This is a genomic window from Sphingobium sp. DN12 (genome assembly GCF_051058005.1).
GTDB classification, from domain to species: Bacteria; Pseudomonadota; Alphaproteobacteria; order Sphingomonadales; family Sphingomonadaceae; genus Sphingobium; species Sphingobium yanoikuyae.
Map to the genome: position 1 here is coordinate 2,303,074 of NZ_CP173717.1, position 19,294 is coordinate 2,322,367.

The window sequence follows — 19,294 nt, forward strand, 5'->3', positions numbered from 1 at the left end:
CCGCAAGGGGCGCCCTTTCTTGTTGCGCCCAGGGCAGCGGAAAGCCGCCGCCACGCGCCAGGAAAATCACCGAATCCAGAAACGCGAAAACCCCATCCTGCCAAGGCAGGACGGGGTTTCATTTCGCGCATTCCCGAAGGAAATGGGGCGATCGACGGGATCCGAACCCGCGACCTCCGGTACCACAAACCGGCGCTCTAACCAACTGAGCTACGATCGCCACAGGGGCTGTTGCCCCGCGAGAAGGGCCACATATGCGGCCGCCCCTCCCCCGTCAAGCAGCTTATGTCAAAGGATGAAAATTATCGCCCGGCATCGTTGCCGGACGCCGCCAGACGGGCGCGCAGCACGGCCAGTTCGTCCGCCCCGACGCGCGGCCGCCCCTCCGCCGGCTTGCCCTTGCGCAGCTTCTTGCGATCCTTTTCCGACGGATCGACGGCACGAACCCGGACCGCCGCATGGCCCTGACCGCGAATCCCCAGTTCCTCCGCCGCGCCGCGCGACAGGTCGATGATCCGGCCGCGCGAAAAGGGGCCACGGTCGTTGATCCGCACCAGGATCGTCCGCCCGGTATCGAGCGCCGTCACCTCGACATAAGCGGGCAAGGGCAGGCTGGTATGTGCCGCCGTGATCCAGCCCGGCCGGAAGCGTTCGCCATTGGCGGTACGATTGCCCGATTCCGATCCATACCAGCTGGCATAGCCGACCAGGTCATAGCCCGGCTGGTCAGCCGGCACATAGGTGGTGCCGCGCACCGTATAGGGCTTGCCGATGCGCACCGGCATGTCGCTCACCGGACGGAAATTGCCCCCGCCACAGGCCGACAATGCACCCAGCAGCGCCAAGGCCGCCCCCGAAGTCCCGATACCCCGTCTGATCGCTCTCATGCCCCCTCCTACCCCCGCAGGCGGAGCAGGTCGAGGGCAGCGGACCGGTCATCGCCGCGATCCGCCGCACAAGGCCATGAAAAAAGGGGCAGAGGCCCCCGGCCCCTACCCCTTCCTTTCGACATGCATGCGCCGGGCGGGTTTCCCCTGCCGCAGCGCCACTCTCCCGCAAACCTACTTCCGACCGCGACGCCGGCAGATCATCGGACGTAAACGCGCCCGAGCGGGCGCGCCTGCATCCTTAGTTGACCGAATCCTTCAGGCCCTTGCCGGCCTTGAACTTCGGCTGCGACGACGCCTTGATCGTCATCGTCTCGCCGGTGCGCGGGTTGCGACCGGTCGAAGCCTTGCGCTGCGACACGGAGAAAGTGCCAAAACCAACCAGGCGCACTTCGTCGCCCTTCTTCAGCGCGCCGGTGATGGCGTCGAACACGCCCTCGACCGCCTTGCTGGCGTCGCTCTTGCTGAGACCGCTGCTTTCAGCGACCGCGCTGATAAGATCCTGCTTGTTCATGCCTTGGGAACCCCCTTTATAGATGTTGGATAGTCAAGGAATCGCGGCGTAGGCGGGGCAATAAGGCCCAGCTTTCAAGCGGTGTCAAAGGGAAAGCGTCAAAAAAGCCGGCGTCGGCGCGTTTTTGCCCCCATGGGCATAAACGCGCCGAAAACCGGGCTTTTAGTGACGGATAGCGGGATCGCCGTCGCGACCTTGGCCGGCGCTGGGCTGCGCCGCCAGATCATCTTCCTCGGTCCAGGTGATCGCTTCGGGCTTGGACACCAGCGCGCGCGCCAGCACCTCGTCGACATGGGACACCGGAACAATCTCCAGCCCCTCGCGGATGTTGGCCGGAATTTCCGCTAGGTCTTTCTCGTTTTCCTGCGGGATCAGCACCGTCTTGATGCCACCACGCAGCGCCGCCAGCAGCTTCTCCTTGAGGCCGCCGATCGGCAGCACCCGGCCGCGCAGCGTCACCTCGCCGGTCATCGCCACATCCTTGTGGACGGGAATGCCGGTCAGGGTCGACACGATGGTCGTGACCATGCCGATGCCGGCCGACGGACCATCCTTGGGCACCGCACCCTCGGGCAGGTGGATATGGATGTCCTTGCGATTGAACAGGCTCGGCTTGATGCCATAGCCGGGCGAGCGCGCCTTCACATAGGAGAAGGCGGCCTGCACCGATTCGTTCATCACTTCGCCCAGCTTGCCGGTCGTCTTGATCAGGCCCTTGCCGGGCACGGTCACCGCCTCGATCGTCAGCAGTTCGCCGCCCACCTCGGTCCAGGCCAGGCCGGTAACGGCACCGATCTGGTTTTCCTCCTCACCCACGCCGTGACGGAATTTCCGCACGCCGGCATAGTCGGCCAGGTTTTCGGGCGTGATCTCGACCTTGTCGAACGCGCCTTCCAGGATCTTGCGCAGCGCCTTGCGAGCCAGACGCGCCACTTCCCGCTCCAGCGTGCGGACGCCGGCTTCACGGGTATAGTAACGGATCAGGTCGCGCACCGCGGCCTCGGTCACCTCGAACTCGCCATTCTTCAGGCCATGGGCGTCGATCTGCTTGGGCACTAGATGGCGCTGGGCGATCTCGACCTTCTCGTCCTCGGTATAGCCTTCGAGCCGGATGATCTCCATGCGGTCGAGCAGCGGCTGCGGCAGGTTCAGCGAGTTGGCCGTCGTCACGAACATCACGTCGGACAGGTCGACGTCGATCTCCAGATAATGGTCCTGGAACTTGCTGTTCTGTTCGGGGTCCAGCACCTCCAGCAGCGCCGATGCCGGATCGCCGCGGAAATCCTGGCCCAGCTTGTCGATCTCGTCGAGCAGGAACAGCGGGTTCATGGTGCCCGCCTTCTTCAGGTTCGACACGACCTTGCCCGGCAGCGACCCGATATAGGTGCGGCGATGGCCACGGATCTCGGCTTCGTCGCGCACGCCGCCCAGCGACTGGCGCACGAACTCGCGGCCAGTCGCCTTGGCGATCGAACGGCCCAGCGACGTCTTGCCGACGCCCGGCGGGCCGACGAGGCACAGGATCGGCCCCTTCAGCTTGTTGGTGCGCGCCTGCACCGCCAGATATTCGATGATCCGGTCCTTGACCTTCTCCAGCGCGAAATGATCCTCGTCCAGGATCGCCTGCGCCTTCTTGAGGTCGGTCTTGACCCGGCCCTTCTTGCCCCAGGGCAGGCCCAGCAGCACGTCGAGATAGTTGCGCACCACCGTCGCTTCGGCCGACATGGGCTGCATGCCCTTGAGCTTCTTGAGCTCGGCCGTCGCCTTGGCGCGCGCTTCCTTGCTCAGCTTCGCCTTGGCGATCTTGTCGGCCAGTTCGGCAAGCTCGTCGCCTTCCTCGCCCTCGCCATTGCCCAGCTCGCGCTGGATCGCCTTGAGCTGCTCGTTCAGATAATATTCGCGCTGGGTCTTTTCCATCTGGCGCTTCACGCGGCCACGGATCTTCTTCTCGACCTGCAGCACGCCCAGCTCGCCTTCCATGAAGGCAAAAACCATCTCCAGCCGCTTGACCGGATCGGGCTCGACCAGCAGCGACTGCTTGTCGGCAACCTTGACGTTGATGTTGGCGGCGACGGAATCGGCCAGGCGACCGGCATCGTCGATCTCGCGCAGCTGCACCGGCGTTTCGGCCGGCAGCTTCTTGTTGAGCTTGGCGTAATTCTCGAACTGCTCGGCCACCGAGCGCATCAGCGCAGCGGCTTCCGGACCTTCGGCGACGATCTCCTCGACCGGCGCGACCTCGGCGACCAGATAGCCCGCCTCGGCCGGCGCCAGATCGGCCAGCTGGGCGCGATGCTTGCCCTCGACCAGCACGCGCACCGTGCCGTCGGGCAGCTTGAGCAGTTGCAGCACCACCGACACCACGCCGGTGTCATACAGCGCGTCCTTGCCCGGATCATCCTCGGCCGGGTCCAGCTGGGACACCAGGAAGATTTCCTTATTGCCCTCCATCGCCGCTTCCAGCGCGGCGACGCTCTTGTCGCGACCGACGAAGAGCGGGACGATCATCTGCGGGAAGACGACGATGTCGCGCAGCGGCAGAAGGGGATATTGCGTAGTCATTCACTCTCCAGGGCCGGACTTGCGGCCCGTCATGCGGTTCATCGCCTTTATGGGGATGCCCGTCGCGTCAATCAATCAGCGATCACCATATTGCTGCAACGATGAACAAGGGCTTATCCGCCAGCGGCAGCCCCGGAACGGCAATGCGCGCCGGCTCAGAAGGGCAGCTTGAAGCCCGGCGGCAGCGGCAGGCCGGCGGTCATCTTGCCCATTTCGGTGTTGCTGACCTCGTCCGCCTTCTTGCGCGCATCGTTGAACGCGGCGGTGATAAGGTCTTCCAGCATCTGCTTTTCCGACGGTGCCAGCAGGCTGTCGTCGATCGACACGCCCAGGATGCGGCCCTTGGCCGACGCCTTCACCTTGACCAGGCCGCCACCGGCCGCGCCTTCGACTTCCAGCTTGTCCAGATTGTCCTGCGCGCGCTGCAGCTCTTCCTGCACGCGGCTGGCCATCCCCAATATTTCGTTCAGATCCTTCATGCTTCGGCACTCCATTGTTCCGGCTCGTCCGAATGGACCAGCTCGGCATCGGGGAAGGCGTCCATTGCCGCCTTGACCACCGGGGTTTCCAAAATTGCGGCGCGGCTGTCGGCCAGCTGGCGCTGTTCATTGGCCAGCAGGGTCGGCTGCGCCTCTCCCTCGCCCTGCGTCACCGTCCAGGCGACACCGGTCACTTCACGCAGCGCCGGAATGATCCGGGTGGCGAAGTCGGGCGACAGGCTGGCCGTGCCGCGATATTCCAGCATTGGCGGATCATAGCGGATGATCCCCACGCAATCATGCATTTCCTGCGCCAGATGCCCCTTGCTCTTCTGCCAGAAGGCCTCGATCAGATCCTCGAAGCTGGCAGGCAGGCTGGACGCGGGTTCCGGCGCGGGCGCGGCGGCGGCGGGCGCCTGGCCCGGCAGCGCCGGCGCGGCCATCGGCACCCCGCCCTGCAGCATCCGGGCAAGGTCGCTCGGATCAGGCATGGTCGCGGCATGCATCACGCGCAGCAGCGCCATCTCGCACGCCTCGATCGGCAGGGCGGCGGTCGCCACCTCGTCATGGCCCTTGAGCATCAACTGCCACAATCGATGCAGCGGGCCGAAGCCGATCTGCGACGCCCAGTCGGCCAGCGCGCCGCGTTCCTCGTCGGACTGGCCCGGCGTTGCAATGTCGCGCCCGGCCTTCACCAGCGTGACCGCATGCACCAGTTCCAGCAGGCCGCGCATCAGCGACAGCGGCTCGACCCCCAGCGCATATTGATCGCGCACCCTGCCCAGCAGCGCGGCGGTATCGCCCTCCAGCAGCAGGCCGAGCAGCCGGCGCGTCGAGCCACGATCCGACAGACCCAGCATCTCGCGCACCTGCGCGGCCGTGACCATCGGCTCGCCCTCGCCCATTTCGGCATGGGCGATCGCCTGGTCGAGGATCGACAGGCCGTCACGCGCGGAGCCCTCGGCCGCCTGCGCGATCAGCGACAGCGCATCGGGTTCGGCCGCGACCTGTTCGGCCTCGACCACATGGGCAAAATGGCCCGCCAGCATCTCGGCCGGGATGCGGCGCAGGTCGAACCGCTGGCAGCGCGACAGCACCGTCACCGGCACCTTGTTCACCTCGGTCGTGGCGAACAGGAATTTCACATGGGCTGGCGGCTCCTCCAAGGTCTTCAGAAGCGCGTTGAACGCGTTCTTCGAAAGCATATGGACTTCGTCGATAATGTAGATCTTGTAGCGCGCCGACACGGCGGCATAGCGCACCGCCTCGATGATCTCGCGCACGTCGTCGACGCCGGTATGGCTGGCGGCGTCCATCTCGACCACGTCGATATGCCGGCCCTCGGCAATCGCCATGCACGGTTCGCATACGCCGCACGGGTCGATCGTCGGCCCGCCCTGCCCATCCGGGCCGATGCAGTTCAGCGCCTTGGCGATCAGCCGCGCGGTCGACGTCTTGCCGACCCCGCGCACGCCGGTCATCAGAAAGGCATGGGCCAGGCGCCCGCGCCGGATCGCATTGCCCAGCGTCTGGACCATGGCGTCCTGCCCGATCAGCTCGCGAAAGTTGCGCGGACGATATTTGCGCGCAAGCACGCGATAGGGCTGAGGGGAATCGGACATGCCTGTTTCCTAACCGTTCAGATGCGGCTTGTCGAAGCCCGTTCGGACCTTGCGAAGAGATGATGCTGTGCGGAAAGGTGGGAGCCGGAACGACCCGCAGAAAAATCGTTGTGGCTGCTTCCGTCAGGACCTGACCAGGTTGGCGACGACTACGTCCGCCCGACTCCCGGCCGGGCATATGGCGAAGTCATGACAGGAAGGCAAGGGCTTCCATGCCCTTGCCATGCCATAAGCCTAGTCCAGCCCGCTCTTCTGCGCCTTGCTGACGAATTCCAGCGCCGAATGGGCGGCCTCGGCGATCGCTGCCTCGGCCTTCTTGTCGTCCACCGTCGGCCGGTCGAGATAGATGGCCAATATATATTCCTCGCCGGCCGGCGACTTTACCAGCGCGACGTCATTATAGGCGGTGCCGCAACTGCCGGTCTTGCTGCCCGAGGTCCAGCCGTCGGGCAGGCCCGCCTTGATCCTTTTGTCGCCGGTGGTGCTGGCATTGAGCCAGCCGCGCAGCCTGTCGGCATCGGCCGCCTGCATATCGCGAAACAACAGCCGCCCCATCAGCCCGGCCATCGCCGCCGGACTGGTCGTGTCGCGCGGATCGCCCGCAATATTCTCGTTCAACTCGGGTTCGATACGATCGAGCCGCGTGATCTTGTCGCCATGGGCACGGATGAAGGAGGTCAGCCCCTCTGGCCCGCCCAGCATCGGCAGCAACAGGTTGGCGGCACTGTTGTCGCTGACCTCCACGGCCGCCGCGGCCAGTTCGGCCATAGACATGCGGCCGCGCTTCTTGTTCTTCTTCACCACCGGCGCGTAATCGAGAATATCGTCCTTGGTGAAGGGTATCTCCCCCTCCAGCCCGAACTTGCCGCCCTGCGCGCCGATCAGCACAGCAGCCGCCAGCGGCGCCTTGAAGGTCGAGCACATGGCAAAGCGATCATCGCGGTTGAAGCCCAGGATCAGCGCGCCGTCGCGATCGACCAGCGCGATGCCCATGCGCCCGCCGGTCTCCTCCTCGATCTCCTTGGGATTGCGGACGGAGGTGAGCGCGGATTGCGGCACCAGATAGCGTGGTGCGGGCGGCATCAAGGTCGGCAGGGTCGGCACCTCTTCGGCCTTCTTGGCCGGCGCCTTCTTCTTGGGCGCGGCCGACAGCGGCAGGGCCACGACGAGACAGGCGGTCAGCGCCGCCAGCGACAGGGATTTGCGCAGCGCCATGGCTTACATACCTTGCATATTGTTGAATTCGCCGGGGATACGGACGGTCAGCGCGTCCAGTTGCTCGGACAGGATGATCTGGCAGGCCAGGCGGCTGGTGCGGGTCGCCGCAGCGGCCAGGTCCAGCATATCCTCCTCATCCTCGCTCGCGCGCGGCAGCCGGTCGAAATCGGCGGCATCGACGATGACATGGCAGGTCGAACAGGCCATCTGCCCTTCGCATGTTCCTTCCAGCGGCTGACCCGCCGCCTGTGCAACCTCCAGCAGGACGGACCCGGCAAGCGCATCGACCTCCAGTCGATTTTCGCCGTCGGCGCTGATGAAGGTGACCATGGTCATGCTATGCGATGCTCCCTGCTCACGGCGCCGCTTGTGCGGTCGCCGCCCCGTTAATCACCTTCGCAGCCTCCTCCAGTTCGGCCGGTGTCGTGTATCGGCCAAAACCGATCCGCACCGATCCGCGCGCCTGACTGTCTGAAAGACCCAAGGCGCGCAGCACATGGCTAGGCCGCCCGGACCCGCTCGCGCAAGCGCTGCCGAGCGAAAAAGACATATTGCGGCAATCGGACAACAATCGCGCGCCGTCGATCCCGGCGCGACGAATGTTGAGATTGCCGGGATAGCGCGCGTCGGCGCTGCCGTTCAGCGTCCAGTCGGCGAACAGTGCGCGCGCCTGCGCAGACAGCGCCGCCACATGCGCGCGGTCGGCCTCCGCCTGTTCCCGCATCAGCCGCGCCGCCACGCCAAAGCCGGCGCACAGGGCGGGCGACAGCGTGCCCGACCGCAGCCCGCCTTCCTGCCCGCCGCCATGGATCAGCGGGTCGATCTTCACCCCGTCGCGCAGCCACAGCGCGCCGATGCCTTTTGGCCCATGGATCTTGTGTGCGCTGATCGCCACCATGTCGCACGGGTCGGGGATCGGCACCCGGCCATAGCCCTGCACCGCGTCGCACAGGAACAGCGCGCCCGCGCCATGGGCCAGTTCCGCCAGCGCACCGACCGGCTGGATCACGCCAATCTCGTTATTGACCAGCATCGCGACGACCAGCGCCACGCCCGGCACAATCGCCCGCGCCGCCGCTTCCATGTCGACCAGCCCGTCGCCATCCACCGGCAGGACCGTCACCGCCCGGCCCATCCGCCGCATCGCCGCCACCGTATCCAGCACGGCGGCATGTTCGGTCGCGATGGTGACGATGCCGCCCGCCGGCGCGCCCTGGATCGCGATATTGAGCGCCTCGGTCGCGCCGGAGGTGAAGAGCAGCCTGCCGCCCGGCGGCAGCAGCTGGCCGATCGCATCGCGCGCCAGTTCCACCTGCGCCGCCACCATGCGCCCGGCGCGGTGCGCGCTGTGCGGATTGGCGAACTGGTCGCGCAGCAGCGGCACCATCGTCTCGAAAGCTTCGGGCGCCAGCGGCGTCGTCGCCTGATAGTCGAGATAGATCACCGGCCCGCCCGCTCCGCCATGGCGGCCCATGTGGCCAGGAAGCGATCGACATCGCCCGCGCTGGTCTGCGGGCCGAAACTCACCCGCACCACTTCGCCCGCCGCCGCCGCATCCCAGCCCATCGCGCCCAGCACATGGCTGGTCTTGAGCGATCCGGACGAACAGGCGCTGCCCGCCGACACGGAAATGCCGGCCAGATCGAACTGGATCAATTGCGCCCGCGCCGACAGGCCGGGCATGCGATAGCTGGCGATCGCCGGCAGGCGCGGCGCGTCACGCGCGACGATCTGCCCGCCCGCCGCCTCGATCCCGGCGTCCAGCCTTGCCCGCAGCGCGGCCGCCACCGGCATCCAGTCGCCCCGTGCCTCCAGCGCCGCCGCCATCGCCATGATCGCCGGCAGATTTTCGGTGCCGGCGCGATAGCCCTGCTCCTGCCCGCCGCTGGGCTCCACCAGCGCCAGGTCGCGGATCAACAGCGCGCCGATCCCCGGCGGCCCGCCGAACTTGTGCGCGCTGATCGCGATCATGTCGGCGTCGGGCAGGGCCAGCTTGCCCGCACTCTGGGCGCAATCGGCAAACAGCAGCAACCCCGCGCGCCGGAAATCCGCCAGTGGCTGGATCACGCCCGTTTCGTTGTTCACATGCTGGATCGCGAATATTGCGTCATCCCAGCGAAGGCTGGGATCTCTCTTTTCTTCATCCGACATCCCACAAGAAGCGGGATCCCAGCCTTCGCTGGGATGACGAGGGGGAAGGACGATGCCATCCCCATCCACCGCCAGCCGTTCGGCATCCCTGGTCACGCGCAGCACCGCATCATGCTCGACCGGCGAGGTGATGATTCGCGCGGCCTTGGCGCGGGTCAGCGCGATGGCGATCGCCTCGCTCGCGCCGGAGGTGAAGAGGACATGGCCATCCCATCCCAGCGCCGCCGCGATCCGCCGCCGCGCATCCTCCAGCATCGCCCGCGCCGCGCGCCCGTCGCTGTGCGGGCTGGAAGGGTTGGCCCAGCCGGCCATCGCGGCGACCATCGCGGCCTGCGCCTGCGGCAGCATCGGGGTGGTCGCGGCATGATCGAGATAAAGGCGGTCGGCGGCCAAGCGGAACTACTCATTGATTGCGGAAATGGCGGCGGCATCTATATAGGCGGATTGCCGCGCTGCGCCAGCGTGAAGGCCATATGGCCAAGCCCCGGCGCGCGCACGGACCCTTTCCCCGCTGCCCCGTGGCAGCCCAGACCATAACAGGTGCCATGCCCGACGTCATTTTCCCCGGACCCGAAGGTCGCCTCGAAGGCCGCTTCAGCCCCCCGCCCCGCCCGCGCGCGCCGGTCGCCATGATCCTGCACCCGCATCCGCAGGGCGGCGGCACGATGAACGACCGCATCACCCAGGCACTCTACAAGACCTTCGTGAAGCGCGGCTTTGCCGTGCTGCGCTTCAACTTCCGTGGCGTCGGCCGCAGCCAGGGCACGTTCGACAATGGCATCGGTGAACTCAGCGATGCCGCAGCGGCGCTCGACTGGGTGCAGAGCTTCCACCCCGAAGCGCAGACCACCTGGATCGCCGGCTTCTCCTTCGGTGCCTGGATCGGCATGCAGCTGCTGATGCGTCGCCCGGAAATCCGCGGCTTCATCTCGGTCGCGCCGCCGGCCAATATGTATGATTTCTCGTTCCTGGCGCCCTGCCCCTCGTCGGGCATCATCGTCCAGGGCACGGCGGACGAAGTGGTGACCGCCAGCGCGGTGCAGAAACTGGTCGACAAGCTGCGCACCCAGAAGGGCATCACCATCCATCATGACGAGATCAAGGGGGCCAACCACTTCTTCGAGCATGAGCTGGACCAGCTGATGAAGTCGGTCGACAATTATCTCGACATGCGCCTGTCGCCGGACTCGCCGATCCGCTGAGGACCGGCCCGATCGGGACCATGGAGGGGCTGCCGCCGCGCAGCCCCTTTTTCTTTGCCCGCACGATCCGCCTGGCCGCCAGGACCGGAAATCTGCCGAGCCGCATCCAGTACCGGCCCGCAACCGAATGTCGATCAGCCTGACCTTCGTGATCTCCAGCCCCCGCCTCTGGCCTTTTGCAGCGGGACGCCCACCGTCTCCCGCCATGAAGCCTTGATGGCTGGCGCCCAGAAGGAGCGCCCTCCACTTACTCCACGGCTTCTCCCAAAAGCTGACCTTGGCATATCCGTCATCCCGGACTTGATCCGGGATCCATTCAGCACTCCCTATCTGGCGTAGTGCAAAATGGATCCTGACCTCCGTCAGGATGACGCCCGTTGCGATTGGCATCTGTGGACGCCCCTTCGGATGCAAGCAGTAAATCGGGGTTTGTTGGCACGTAGTCGGATGCTGTCATCTGTCCGGCCTCGATGAGCAGCGCCATATGCTGCGGGCCAGTATGGGAGTTCGCGGACCGGATCCATTACAGGTTTACGCGCTTGGTTAGCGCTCTGCCATTCCCTGGTTCTTCCAGCCCCGTCTCGCCGACTGTTGTGCCATACCCTCCTTCGACCGCCTACGTCCCCGACGCCTCTGGCCGCTGCCTTGGCTTACGCCGCAACTGCTGCCGGAGCTCTGTAATCTTCATTTCTGGTGAGCAGTGCCCAGACCATGCGCGCCATCTTGTTGGCGAGCGCCACCGAGACGAGCATGCGCGGTTTGCGCGCGAGCATCCGCTCCAGCCACGAGCCGGCCGGCGCGCCGAACCGGCAGGCCTGACGCACCATCGAGCTACCTCCGATAATCAGTAGTCGCCTGATCGTCCGCTCGCCCATCTTCGATATGCTGCCGAGCCGCTGTTTGCCGCCGGTCGAGTGCTGACGGGGGGCGAGGCCAAGCCAAGCCGCGAAGTCGCGCCCCTTACGGAACGTCTCGACCGGCGGGGCCAGCGCGATGATGGCGGTCGCAGCGATAGGACCGATCCCTGGAATGGTCATTAGCCGCCTGGCCGCTTCATCCTCCTTAGCACGCCGTGCGATCTCACGGTCCAGCACGGCAATCTGCTTGTCGAGATCGGCCAGCATGTCGACCATGAGCTTGAACATGGGCCGTGCCGCTGCAGGCAGACTTGAAGTCATTTCCTCATCCTCGAGCAGGTCGGCGAGCATTGTCATATGCGCTGTGCCGCGCGGTGCTACCCAACCATACTCCGCTAGGTGCCCGCGAATGGCGTTGATCAGCTGAGTGCGCTGCCGCACCGCTAGGTCACGTGTGCGGAACACGAGCCCTGCGGCCTGTTGCTCTTCGCTTTTCACCGCCACGAAGCGCATGCCTGGGCGCTGCGCAGCCTCGGCAATCGCTTCAGCATCAATCGCATCGTTCTTGTTCCGCTTCACGAATGGCTTCACGTAAGATGGTGGGATCAGCCGCACATCGTGCCCCATCGTCTGTAACTGACGCGCCCAATGATGGGCGCCGCCGCACGCCTCGAGCGCTACTATGCATACCGGCTGACCTGCAAAGAACTCGAGCAGCTTTGCTCTCGTCAGCTTGCGGCTGAACACCATCGCACCCCGCTCGTCAGCGCCATGCGCATGGAAAACGTTCTTGGCGATATCCAGACCGATTGTGGTAACCTGTGACACGGACGCCTCCTCAGTGGTGCTTCAACACCTCCACTTTGCCATAAAGGCTGTCGGGGGGCGTCCACCCCATCAGGTTTCGACCATTGTTCGTCATTCCCAGAATGATCCGCATCCCTGAAACCGGCCATTCATTCAGATGTCATTTGGAGGGCTGAATCACGAAATCTGATAGTTAGCCGCCGTTTGCAGGCGTGTCCTTAAGTCCACTCGGAGCAAATCGAGCTTCTCCGATATCCGAAGCGTGCTTGGTTGCAAAACGCCATACAAGCCCCGCCACGATGACGGTTGCGCCTGCCGTTACGATCGCAAGCACAAGACTACCTTCACCCGACGATCGCCAGAAGAGAAACGCCGACGCTAACCCGACGGCCAGAACCACAAAAACGCCACTCAAACGTGGAGGTGAGTTTTCAGGCGCATCCGATCCATTTCGACTGCTACTGTTAAGGTAGTTTTGGAATATCAACAGAATCCAGAACACAGGACCTATGGCGCGGCCCAGATGCTTGACGTGGGGAGCAAGCGTCGGTTCCATCACTTCAATATACCAGATCAAGAACCAAGCGCCCGCGACCAAAAAAAACAGCACTTCAACGGCTTTCGCGAGGACGCTGCGCGCTCGTTCCATTTTTGTCATTCGGGAACTCTGAACCGAACGCTGAATCAGTCAACGTCCGCTAATGGGGCGATTGCTGCCGGTCGATTTTTCTTCGCGCATCGTCCGCTATCGCCGGTCATCACTCCAAAAACTGAAGGTCTGAAATCCACCCCAATGCGTCACTCCAGCGAAGGCTGGGGTCTCAGGCGGTGGCAGAAGGAGGCCGCCGTCTAGCGCTATCCGTTTTTGTCGCGTGCGCCTGCCTGAGACCGCAGCCTTCGCTGGAGTGACGAGATAAGGACCAGTCCGCTTCCCAGCCAAATCCCGCCCGGCAAAGGCTGTGATTTTCCTGTTCTTCAAGAGCGGGCGATAGTGGAGTGCGCTCGAGCGTCGCGCGGTTCATGCGCGCGCGACGCCGTGAAGAAAGCGGAGGAAGGACAGGCCGAATGCCGCCGCCAGACCAGCAACCAAGCCGCCATCCCGCCCGCGCCCTCCCCAGGGGCGCCGGCAGGATCAGGCCGGCTCAGTTGGCCTTGGACAGGTCCACCTTCTCGACCCATTCGGGGTAGAAGGTCGGCTCGCGATTGGACCAACCGACCGCCGTGGCTGCCGCCTCGCTGATTGACTGCAACAGCAGCCGCCGCTTTTCGGGGTGAAGATGCGGCAGGCTTGCCGCCGCGCAGAAGGCGCCCGGCAGCCAGGGCCGCGCGCCCGCCCCCAGCAGTCGCTCATAGAGGAAGCGATAGGCCGAGAAGCTCGCCAGCCGGTCCTGCCCCAGGTCAAAGGCGGACACCGTCACCAGCGGCGCCATGAACGGCTCCACCTGGTCCAGCCCGCTATCGTCGGGAACATGCGCCTTGATCTCGTCCAGCCGGCCATAGATGCGCGCCTGGGCGCGGATGCTGGCTTCCTCGACCATGTCGCGCGACCATAGCTTCATCGCGTCGCGGCGATGCAGCCCGATGTCCAGCGATCTGCGAATATATCTTTGCGTGGCCGACGGGAAACTGGCGAATTCCCGCAATTCCGCCAGGGTAATGGCCCCGTCCGCCGGTCTTGCACTCGTGCCCATTGCTCATGCCCTCCGACTTGAAGTCGATCAGCAGAACATGCGCCCCGCATGGTTAGCAAAGGCTTAACGGGCACCTGTCCCACCGATTGTCACAAGGGACCAGATTTCGTTTTGCAGTGCAACATGATATTTTTGTGAAATGCGACGGACGGAGAATTATGCCTGCGCTTCAACCGCTTCGGCTTCCAGCAACCAGGCGAGGCCGGCCGTCGCATCATCGAATATCCGCAGATAGGGCTGCGTCATTTCGCGCTTCACCTGCAACCGCGTGATCGCGCTGCCGGTGATGATGGCGATCCGCCGCGCCTTGGGGAAATCGCCCAGATTCGCGCGGAAGGACGCGACCGCCTCCTGCGGCTGGGCGCTGCTGGCGCTCATGTCCATGCGCAGCAGATAGCCCGGCTTGAACCCCTCGGCCAGGAAGCGGGCCTTGCACTCGCGGGCATAGGCCGCGACTTCCTCCGCGGTGAACAGCTTGGACCATTTGATGTCCAGCAGGTTCAGATCATGGCGAAATTCGATGTGGTACATGGCGCAGTCTCCTGCGCGCTCCCTGCCACGACCGGGTTAATATTTCGCGTGTCGCCGGTTCAGCCCGCACGCCGCTCCAGCACCGCGCCGATCATGCTGCGCCACACCGCCACATCGCCGGCCCGCGCCATGTCGGCATCGGGCTCGCGCAGCGTGTGCAATATCGCATAGGCGTCGTCGACATGGTCGGGCCAGGCCGCATCCACCGCGCCCGCCGCATGGGGATCCTGGCCGCCGCCATTCAGGCTGAGCTGGCGCCCGGCCAGCACGCGGGCAATGCGTTCGATCGCGGGGGTGGTGGAAGTCGGCATCGTCGTCTGCTCCTCTCGCGCGGGGAAGCCGGCCTGCCGCCTGATGGCGGTCGGGGCCGCGCTTGCCCGACTGGAATAACATGGATTTTCGCGGTCCGCTATCAGGGACGCTCGGGCTTTTCTGGAAAGCCCGATGACGGCACCGGTTCGCCGTCATCGTCCGGCCGGCTGGTCGCGGGCGGGTCCGACGCATCCATGCTGTCTTCCAGTGCCTCGTCCAGCTTCTTCTCGCTCTCGCGCCTGGTATCGCTCATCTGCGCGTCTCCTTTTCTCCTGCCGGATCAACCGACAGGGGCCAATGCCGGTTCCGCCCCGGTTCCCCGCGCCACCGCTTCGACCAACCGCCAAGCCGCTTCGACCAGCATCGCGCGCAGGGGGCGACAGCGTCGCCAAGCTGGCGTAGATATCCTCCATGACACTTCCCACCGAAGAGGGGCCGCGCGGCGTTTCGCCGACCGCCGCCCTCTATTCCATCATCGGCTTCTGGTTCTTCTACGCGATCCTCATCAGCGTGCGGGCGCTGGTGGTGGGCTTCGACTATCAGGGCGAAATGGCCGCCCGCCGCGCCGTGGTGACATTGATCGGCATCATCGTGACCTGGATTCTCTATCTGGCGATACGCCGGTTCGATGCCAAGCCGCTGGCGGTCCGCATCGTCGCCGCCTTCTCGCTCGCCGCGCCCTTCGCGCTCGCGATGGCGGTCGCCAACTATTATGTCTTCAACATCTATGACCCGATGGGCATGTTTCCCGACATGGACCAGCAGAAATATGAGGCCCAGTCCCATGCGCTGATCTATATCGTCGATGACGCCGTCAGCCGCTATTTCTTCCTGTCCGCCTGGGCCGGCCTCTATCTCGGCCTCTCCTATGCCAGCGAGGCGCATCGCACCGAACGCCGCGCCGCCCGGCTGGAACGCGCCGCACAGCAGGCCGAACTGCGCTCGCTGCGCTATCAGGTGAACCCGCATTTCCTGTTCAACACGCTGAACTCGCTTTCCTCCCTGGTGATGAAGGACCGGCGCGACGAGGCCGAACAGATGATCATGTCGCTGTCCAATTTCTACCGCACCAGCCTCACCGGCGATCCGCTCGATGACGTGCAGCTGGAAGAGGAAGTCCATCTCCAGAAACTCTATCTGGATATCGAGGCGGTGCGCTTCCCCGACCGGCTGGCCACCCGGATCGACATTCCCGCCGATCTGCTGACCGCCTGCGTGCCGGGCCTGATCCTCCAGCCTCTGGTCGAAAATGCGATCAAATATGGCGTCTCGCGCACGTCCAGCCCGGTCGCCATCACCATCCGCGCGCGCGAGGAGCATGGCCTGCTGCACCTCACCGTCGCCGACAATGGCGACAAGCCGCCCAGCCCCGGCGATGGCGGCAGCGGCATTGGCCTCGCCAATGTGCGCGACCGCCTGTCCGCCCGCTTTGGCGATCAGGGCCGGATCGACTATGGTCCGCAGGCCGATGGCGGCTTTGCCGTCAACCTCTTCCTTCCGCTCAACCGCCGGGGGTGCTGACGCCCATGTCCATCCGCACCATGATCGTCGATGATGAGCCGCTTGCGGTCGAGCGATTGCAGATGCTGTGCGCGCGCGAACCGCGCATCGCGCTGGTCGGCACCGCCAATGATGGCGAGGCGGCGCTGCGCCTGGTCGAAGGGCTCAAGCCCGACCTGCTGCTGCTCGACATCGCCATGCCGCTGCTCGACGGCATCGGCGTCGCCCGCGCGATCAGCCAGATGGGCATCCGCCCGGCGATCATCTTCGTCACCGCCTTCGAAAGCTTCGCGGTCGAGGCGTTCGATCTTGCCGCGGTCGACTATCTGCTCAAACCCGTCGCCCATGATCGCCTGACCCGCGCGGTCGACCGGGTCGAACAGGCGCTGCGCAGCCGCGACGGCGAGGAGGATGCCCCCCTCACCCCGGCCGAGCCGGCGCCCGAATGGGCCGAGGAATTCTGGGTGCCGCACCGTTCCGAACTGGTCCGCATCGCCGCCGACCAGATCGACCGGATCGAGGCGGAGCGCGACTATATGCGCCTCCATGTCGGCGCCCATAGCTATTTGCTGCACCAGACCATCAGTTCGTTGGAGGAACGGCTCGATCCGCAGGCGTTCGTCCGCCTGCACCGCTCGCACATCGTCCGGCGCCCGCATATCGCGCGGCTGCGCCATGATGGCAGCGGCGTCTGGTTCGCGGCGCTGGCCGACGGCAATGAAATCCGCATCGGCCGCACCTATCTCGCCAATGCACGGGCCATGACCGGCCGCTGAGAGTCCTCTTAGGAATGTCTGGACGGCCCCGCACCCCCACCCGACCACCCATCAGGGTAGAATGTCTGGGTGGTCGGGTGGGGGTGCGGGCCGGTGCCGAACTGAAAATGCGCCCTTCCGCGCATTTTCCAAAACAGACGCTACCCGCTCAATAGATCCACTGGATGCGGGTCAGCACCGTGTCGCTCTCGCCGCGCTCGCCGAACCGGTCGAGCCAGGTATGGCCCCAGGTCGCGCCGAATTTCCAGCGCGTCGTTGCCCACCAGTTGAGCCCCAGCATCGTCTTCTTGAAACGGCCGCCCTCGATGCCATTATCGTCCAGGTCCATTTCCGAATAGCGCGCCACCAGTTCGGGCGCGCCCCAGCGGCCCTTGGGAATGACGCGCCGGGCATAGCCGACATTGCGGTCATAGGGCCGGGTTTCGCCGGTCAATATCCAGCTGCCGGTGACATACCAGCCATGGAAGACCGGGTCGCGAAATTCGCGCGAATTGGTCCGGTTCAATATATATTCGCCCAGGAACGACACCGGCCCGACATTCAGCAGCGCCTCGCCGGCAAAGCCGTCGCTGCTCTGCGCCGCGAATTTCCCGGTGTCGATCGCGACGTCGCCGACATTGGTTTCCGCCCGGCCGCTATAGCGGATCGTGCCGTCCGCCGCGGCATGGCGATAGGCCACGCCGACATGCAGGAATTCATTATGATCCGGCCGGTCCCAGATCAGCCCGGTCATGCGCGCCGAATAGTCCCAGCCACGGTCGGTCGAACTGCCGAAATCCCAGCTATCCTTGTAGGCACCCGCCGAAAAGGTCGCCGCCTTGTTCGCGCCCAGCACCTGGACGAAGCGGACGCCGAAATTGCGCGACGTGAAAAAGGGCGTCAGCACGCGCTCACTATGCGGCAGGTTCGCCGAATCCCCGACCATTTCGTAGGAGAATGTCTCCTTGGTCTTGCCCACCGTCATCTTGGTGCGGCTGCCCAGCGGAAAGGTCAGCGACGCATCGGTCAGCTTCCATTTCTGCTCGGGGTTGGTGTCGAACCCCTTATATTCGCCGCTGACCTGATAGCTCACCCGATAATCGCCGCCGACCGATCCGATCAGGCTAAGCCGTGCCGATCGCACCTGAAACTCGTCCTCCTGCCGGCCGATCTGGCTTTCATTGACTGCATCCTGGCTGAAATCGGTCCAGTCGCCGATCAGCGACAGGCTGAGACGGATCTTGAAGAAGGGCTGTTCCTTGTTCGGGTCGGCCGGTTTGGCGGGCGCGAAATCGGGAATGATATAATGGGGCGTCTCGTCCACCGCATGCACGTCGCCACCGCTATGATGGCCGATCGGTTCGTAGAGCGATTCCGTACTCTGCGCCCAGGCATGGGGCGCGCACAGCCCCCCGGCCAACAGCGTTGCCATGATGACGGGCGAAGTGCCGGGAAGACGCGCGCGCATGACCATTATCCCCTTGAGCCTGTCCCTTCTGATCGTCGCAAATCCGGGGCTCCGCCATCGGGAGAAATACCGAGAATGGCCGGGGCGACGAGCCTTTTCCCACGCAAAAAGGGCCCGGCTCGCGCCAGGCCCTCTCCCTCCCTTGGCGGGATGATAGGCGTCAGTTGCCGACGACAGGCCGGGCATCCTTGGCATCGGCATAGCGCTCGTTGGTCTGGGCGCGGGCGATGGCGGTCGCGATCGGCGCCTCAACCTGGGCGATCGCCGCCGCGCGGCACGCGCTCATGGTATTGATGTCGGTGCTGAAACAGACCCGGCTGGCCGCGCGGGAGATGCGGGTGCGCAGTTCCTGCTGGTCGGCGTGGCGCGTAAGGTCCAGGTCACCGAAGCGGACCTCGGTGGTGCGGCCGTTGGACGTGAACTCCTGCGCCGAAGCGATGCCGGAACCGGCCAGCAGGGCGGCGGCGCTCAGCGCGGTGATGATCTTGGCGGTGGCGAACATGGCGTGTCTCCTCAAAACTGTCATGGCATCCGGCCTGCGTCGTCAGGGGGCGTCGACGCGCCGGATGCGAACGGTTCGGCGGGGGTCTTGTGGGGGCGTTGCGCCATATCCCGTTCGCCCATCCTGTGTACGCGCCCGGTCCTCTCGCCGCCCGTCCGCTTCGACCGGCAACCCTCGTCATCGGCCAACGACCGATCCATCGACCAAGCGCGGATTTGCGGGGACGAACGACCGGA

At 65.1% G+C, this 19,294-nt stretch carries 20 protein-coding genes, 1 tRNA gene and 1 other RNA gene; 3 read left to right on the plus strand and 19 right to left on the minus strand.

Annotated elements, in window-relative coordinates; all coding sequences use genetic code 11:
• Positions 1-143: 143 nt before the first annotated feature.
• The 11 genes from ACI6S0_RS10850 to ACI6S0_RS10900 all read right to left on the minus strand — a co-directional run bounded on the left by ACI6S0_RS10850 (position 144) and on the right by ACI6S0_RS10900 (position 9,826).
• Positions 144-220, minus strand: a tRNA-His gene (locus ACI6S0_RS10850).
• An 82-nt stretch (positions 221-302) separates the two neighbouring features.
• Positions 303-887: a septal ring lytic transglycosylase RlpA family protein gene (locus ACI6S0_RS10855; RefSeq protein WP_069338106.1), complete on the minus strand. Its 585-nt coding sequence runs from the start codon at positions 885-887 to the stop codon at positions 303-305.
• A gap of 241 nt (positions 888-1,128) precedes the next feature.
• Positions 1,129-1,401: an HU family DNA-binding protein gene (locus ACI6S0_RS10860; protein ID WP_004207699.1), complete on the minus strand. Its 273-nt coding sequence runs from the start codon at positions 1,399-1,401 to the stop codon at positions 1,129-1,131.
• A 162-nt stretch (positions 1,402-1,563) separates the two neighbouring features.
• Positions 1,564-3,963: an endopeptidase La gene (gene lon / locus ACI6S0_RS10865; RefSeq protein WP_004207700.1), complete on the minus strand. Its 2,400-nt coding sequence runs from the start codon at positions 3,961-3,963 to the stop codon at positions 1,564-1,566.
• Positions 3,964-4,118: 155 nt separating this feature from the next.
• On the minus strand, positions 4,119-4,442 hold the full coding sequence (locus tag ACI6S0_RS10870) for a YbaB/EbfC family nucleoid-associated protein (RefSeq protein ID WP_004207701.1): 324 nt from the start codon (positions 4,440-4,442) through the stop codon (positions 4,119-4,121).
• Positions 4,439-6,064, minus strand: a complete 1,626-nt coding sequence (locus ACI6S0_RS10875; RefSeq protein WP_434405803.1) for a DNA polymerase III subunit gamma/tau — start codon at positions 6,062-6,064, stop codon at positions 4,439-4,441. The genes ACI6S0_RS10870 and ACI6S0_RS10875 overlap by 4 nt, the downstream gene beginning before the upstream one ends.
• 73 nt (positions 6,065-6,137) lie before the next feature.
• Positions 6,138-6,235, minus strand: an RNA gene (gene ffs / locus ACI6S0_RS10880) — signal recognition particle sRNA small type.
• Between the two features lie 63 nt (positions 6,236-6,298).
• Positions 6,299-7,279, minus strand: coding sequence for an SGM family class A beta-lactamase (gene blaSGM, locus ACI6S0_RS10885; protein WP_434405804.1), 981 nt, complete (start codon positions 7,277-7,279; stop codon positions 6,299-6,301).
• 3 nt (positions 7,280-7,282) lie between these two features.
• Positions 7,283-7,618: a 2Fe-2S iron-sulfur cluster-binding protein gene (locus ACI6S0_RS10890; RefSeq protein ID WP_434405805.1), complete on the minus strand. Its 336-nt coding sequence runs from the start codon at positions 7,616-7,618 to the stop codon at positions 7,283-7,285.
• A 19-nt stretch (positions 7,619-7,637) separates the two neighbouring features.
• Positions 7,638-8,756 (minus strand): cysteine desulfurase family protein, encoded by a 1,119-nt coding sequence (locus ACI6S0_RS10895; protein ID WP_434405806.1) that lies wholly within the window; start codon positions 8,754-8,756, stop codon positions 7,638-7,640.
• Positions 8,723-9,826, minus strand: coding sequence for a cysteine desulfurase family protein (locus ACI6S0_RS10900; protein WP_434405807.1), 1,104 nt, complete (start codon positions 9,824-9,826; stop codon positions 8,723-8,725). The genes ACI6S0_RS10895 and ACI6S0_RS10900 overlap by 34 nt, the downstream gene beginning before the upstream one ends.
• Before the next feature lie 152 nt (positions 9,827-9,978).
• Between ACI6S0_RS10900 and ACI6S0_RS10905 the strand changes: the two genes are divergently transcribed.
• Positions 9,979-10,635 carry an alpha/beta hydrolase gene (locus tag ACI6S0_RS10905; RefSeq protein ID WP_004207708.1) on the plus strand — a complete coding sequence of 219 codons (657 nt, stop codon included), beginning with the start codon at positions 9,979-9,981 and terminating at the stop codon, positions 10,633-10,635.
• Positions 10,636-11,285: 650 nt separating this feature from the next.
• Here the strand turns inward: ACI6S0_RS10905 and ACI6S0_RS10910 are convergent.
• From ACI6S0_RS10910 to ACI6S0_RS10935, 6 genes are all read right to left on the minus strand, one after another.
• A complete protein-coding gene (locus ACI6S0_RS10910; RefSeq protein WP_423283039.1) occupies positions 11,286-12,320 on the minus strand; it encodes an IS110 family transposase in 1,035 nt (344 codons plus the stop codon).
• Positions 12,321-12,492: 172 nt separating this feature from the next.
• Positions 12,493-12,957, minus strand: coding sequence for a hypothetical protein (locus ACI6S0_RS10915; RefSeq protein ID WP_434405808.1), 465 nt, complete (start codon positions 12,955-12,957; stop codon positions 12,493-12,495).
• A gap of 484 nt (positions 12,958-13,441) precedes the next feature.
• A complete protein-coding gene (locus ACI6S0_RS10920; protein ID WP_004207710.1) occupies positions 13,442-13,990 on the minus strand; it encodes a hypothetical protein in 549 nt (182 codons plus the stop codon).
• Between the two features lie 156 nt (positions 13,991-14,146).
• Complete coding sequence (locus tag ACI6S0_RS10925) at positions 14,147-14,521, minus strand: STAS/SEC14 domain-containing protein (RefSeq protein WP_434405809.1); 375 nt, start codon at positions 14,519-14,521, stop codon at positions 14,147-14,149.
• Between the two features lie 59 nt (positions 14,522-14,580).
• Complete coding sequence (locus ACI6S0_RS10930) at positions 14,581-14,832, minus strand: hypothetical protein (protein WP_004207712.1); 252 nt, start codon at positions 14,830-14,832, stop codon at positions 14,581-14,583.
• 101 nt (positions 14,833-14,933) lie between these two features.
• A complete protein-coding gene (locus ACI6S0_RS10935) occupies positions 14,934-15,086 on the minus strand; it encodes a hypothetical protein (RefSeq protein WP_180275838.1) in 153 nt (50 codons plus the stop codon).
• 158 nt (positions 15,087-15,244) lie between these two features.
• Between ACI6S0_RS10935 and ACI6S0_RS10940 the strand changes: the two genes are divergently transcribed.
• Together ACI6S0_RS10940 and ACI6S0_RS10945 are read left to right on the plus strand one after the other, a co-directional pair.
• Entirely contained in the window at positions 15,245-16,354 is a 1,110-nt protein-coding gene (locus tag ACI6S0_RS10940; RefSeq protein WP_069338686.1) for a sensor histidine kinase, read from the plus strand.
• 5 nt (positions 16,355-16,359) lie between these two features.
• Complete coding sequence (locus ACI6S0_RS10945; protein WP_161731907.1) at positions 16,360-17,109, plus strand: LytR/AlgR family response regulator transcription factor; 750 nt, start codon at positions 16,360-16,362, stop codon at positions 17,107-17,109.
• Between the two features lie 148 nt (positions 17,110-17,257).
• Here the strand turns inward: ACI6S0_RS10945 and ACI6S0_RS10950 are convergent, their stop codons facing one another.
• Together ACI6S0_RS10950 and ACI6S0_RS10955 are read right to left on the minus strand one after the other, a co-directional pair.
• A complete protein-coding gene (locus ACI6S0_RS10950) occupies positions 17,258-18,556 on the minus strand; it encodes an OprO/OprP family phosphate-selective porin (RefSeq protein ID WP_434405810.1) in 1,299 nt (432 codons plus the stop codon).
• A 160-nt stretch (positions 18,557-18,716) separates the two neighbouring features.
• Positions 18,717-19,058: a UrcA family protein gene (locus ACI6S0_RS10955; protein ID WP_434405811.1), complete on the minus strand. Its 342-nt coding sequence runs from the start codon at positions 19,056-19,058 to the stop codon at positions 18,717-18,719.
• Between the last annotated feature and the right edge of the window lie 236 nt (positions 19,059-19,294).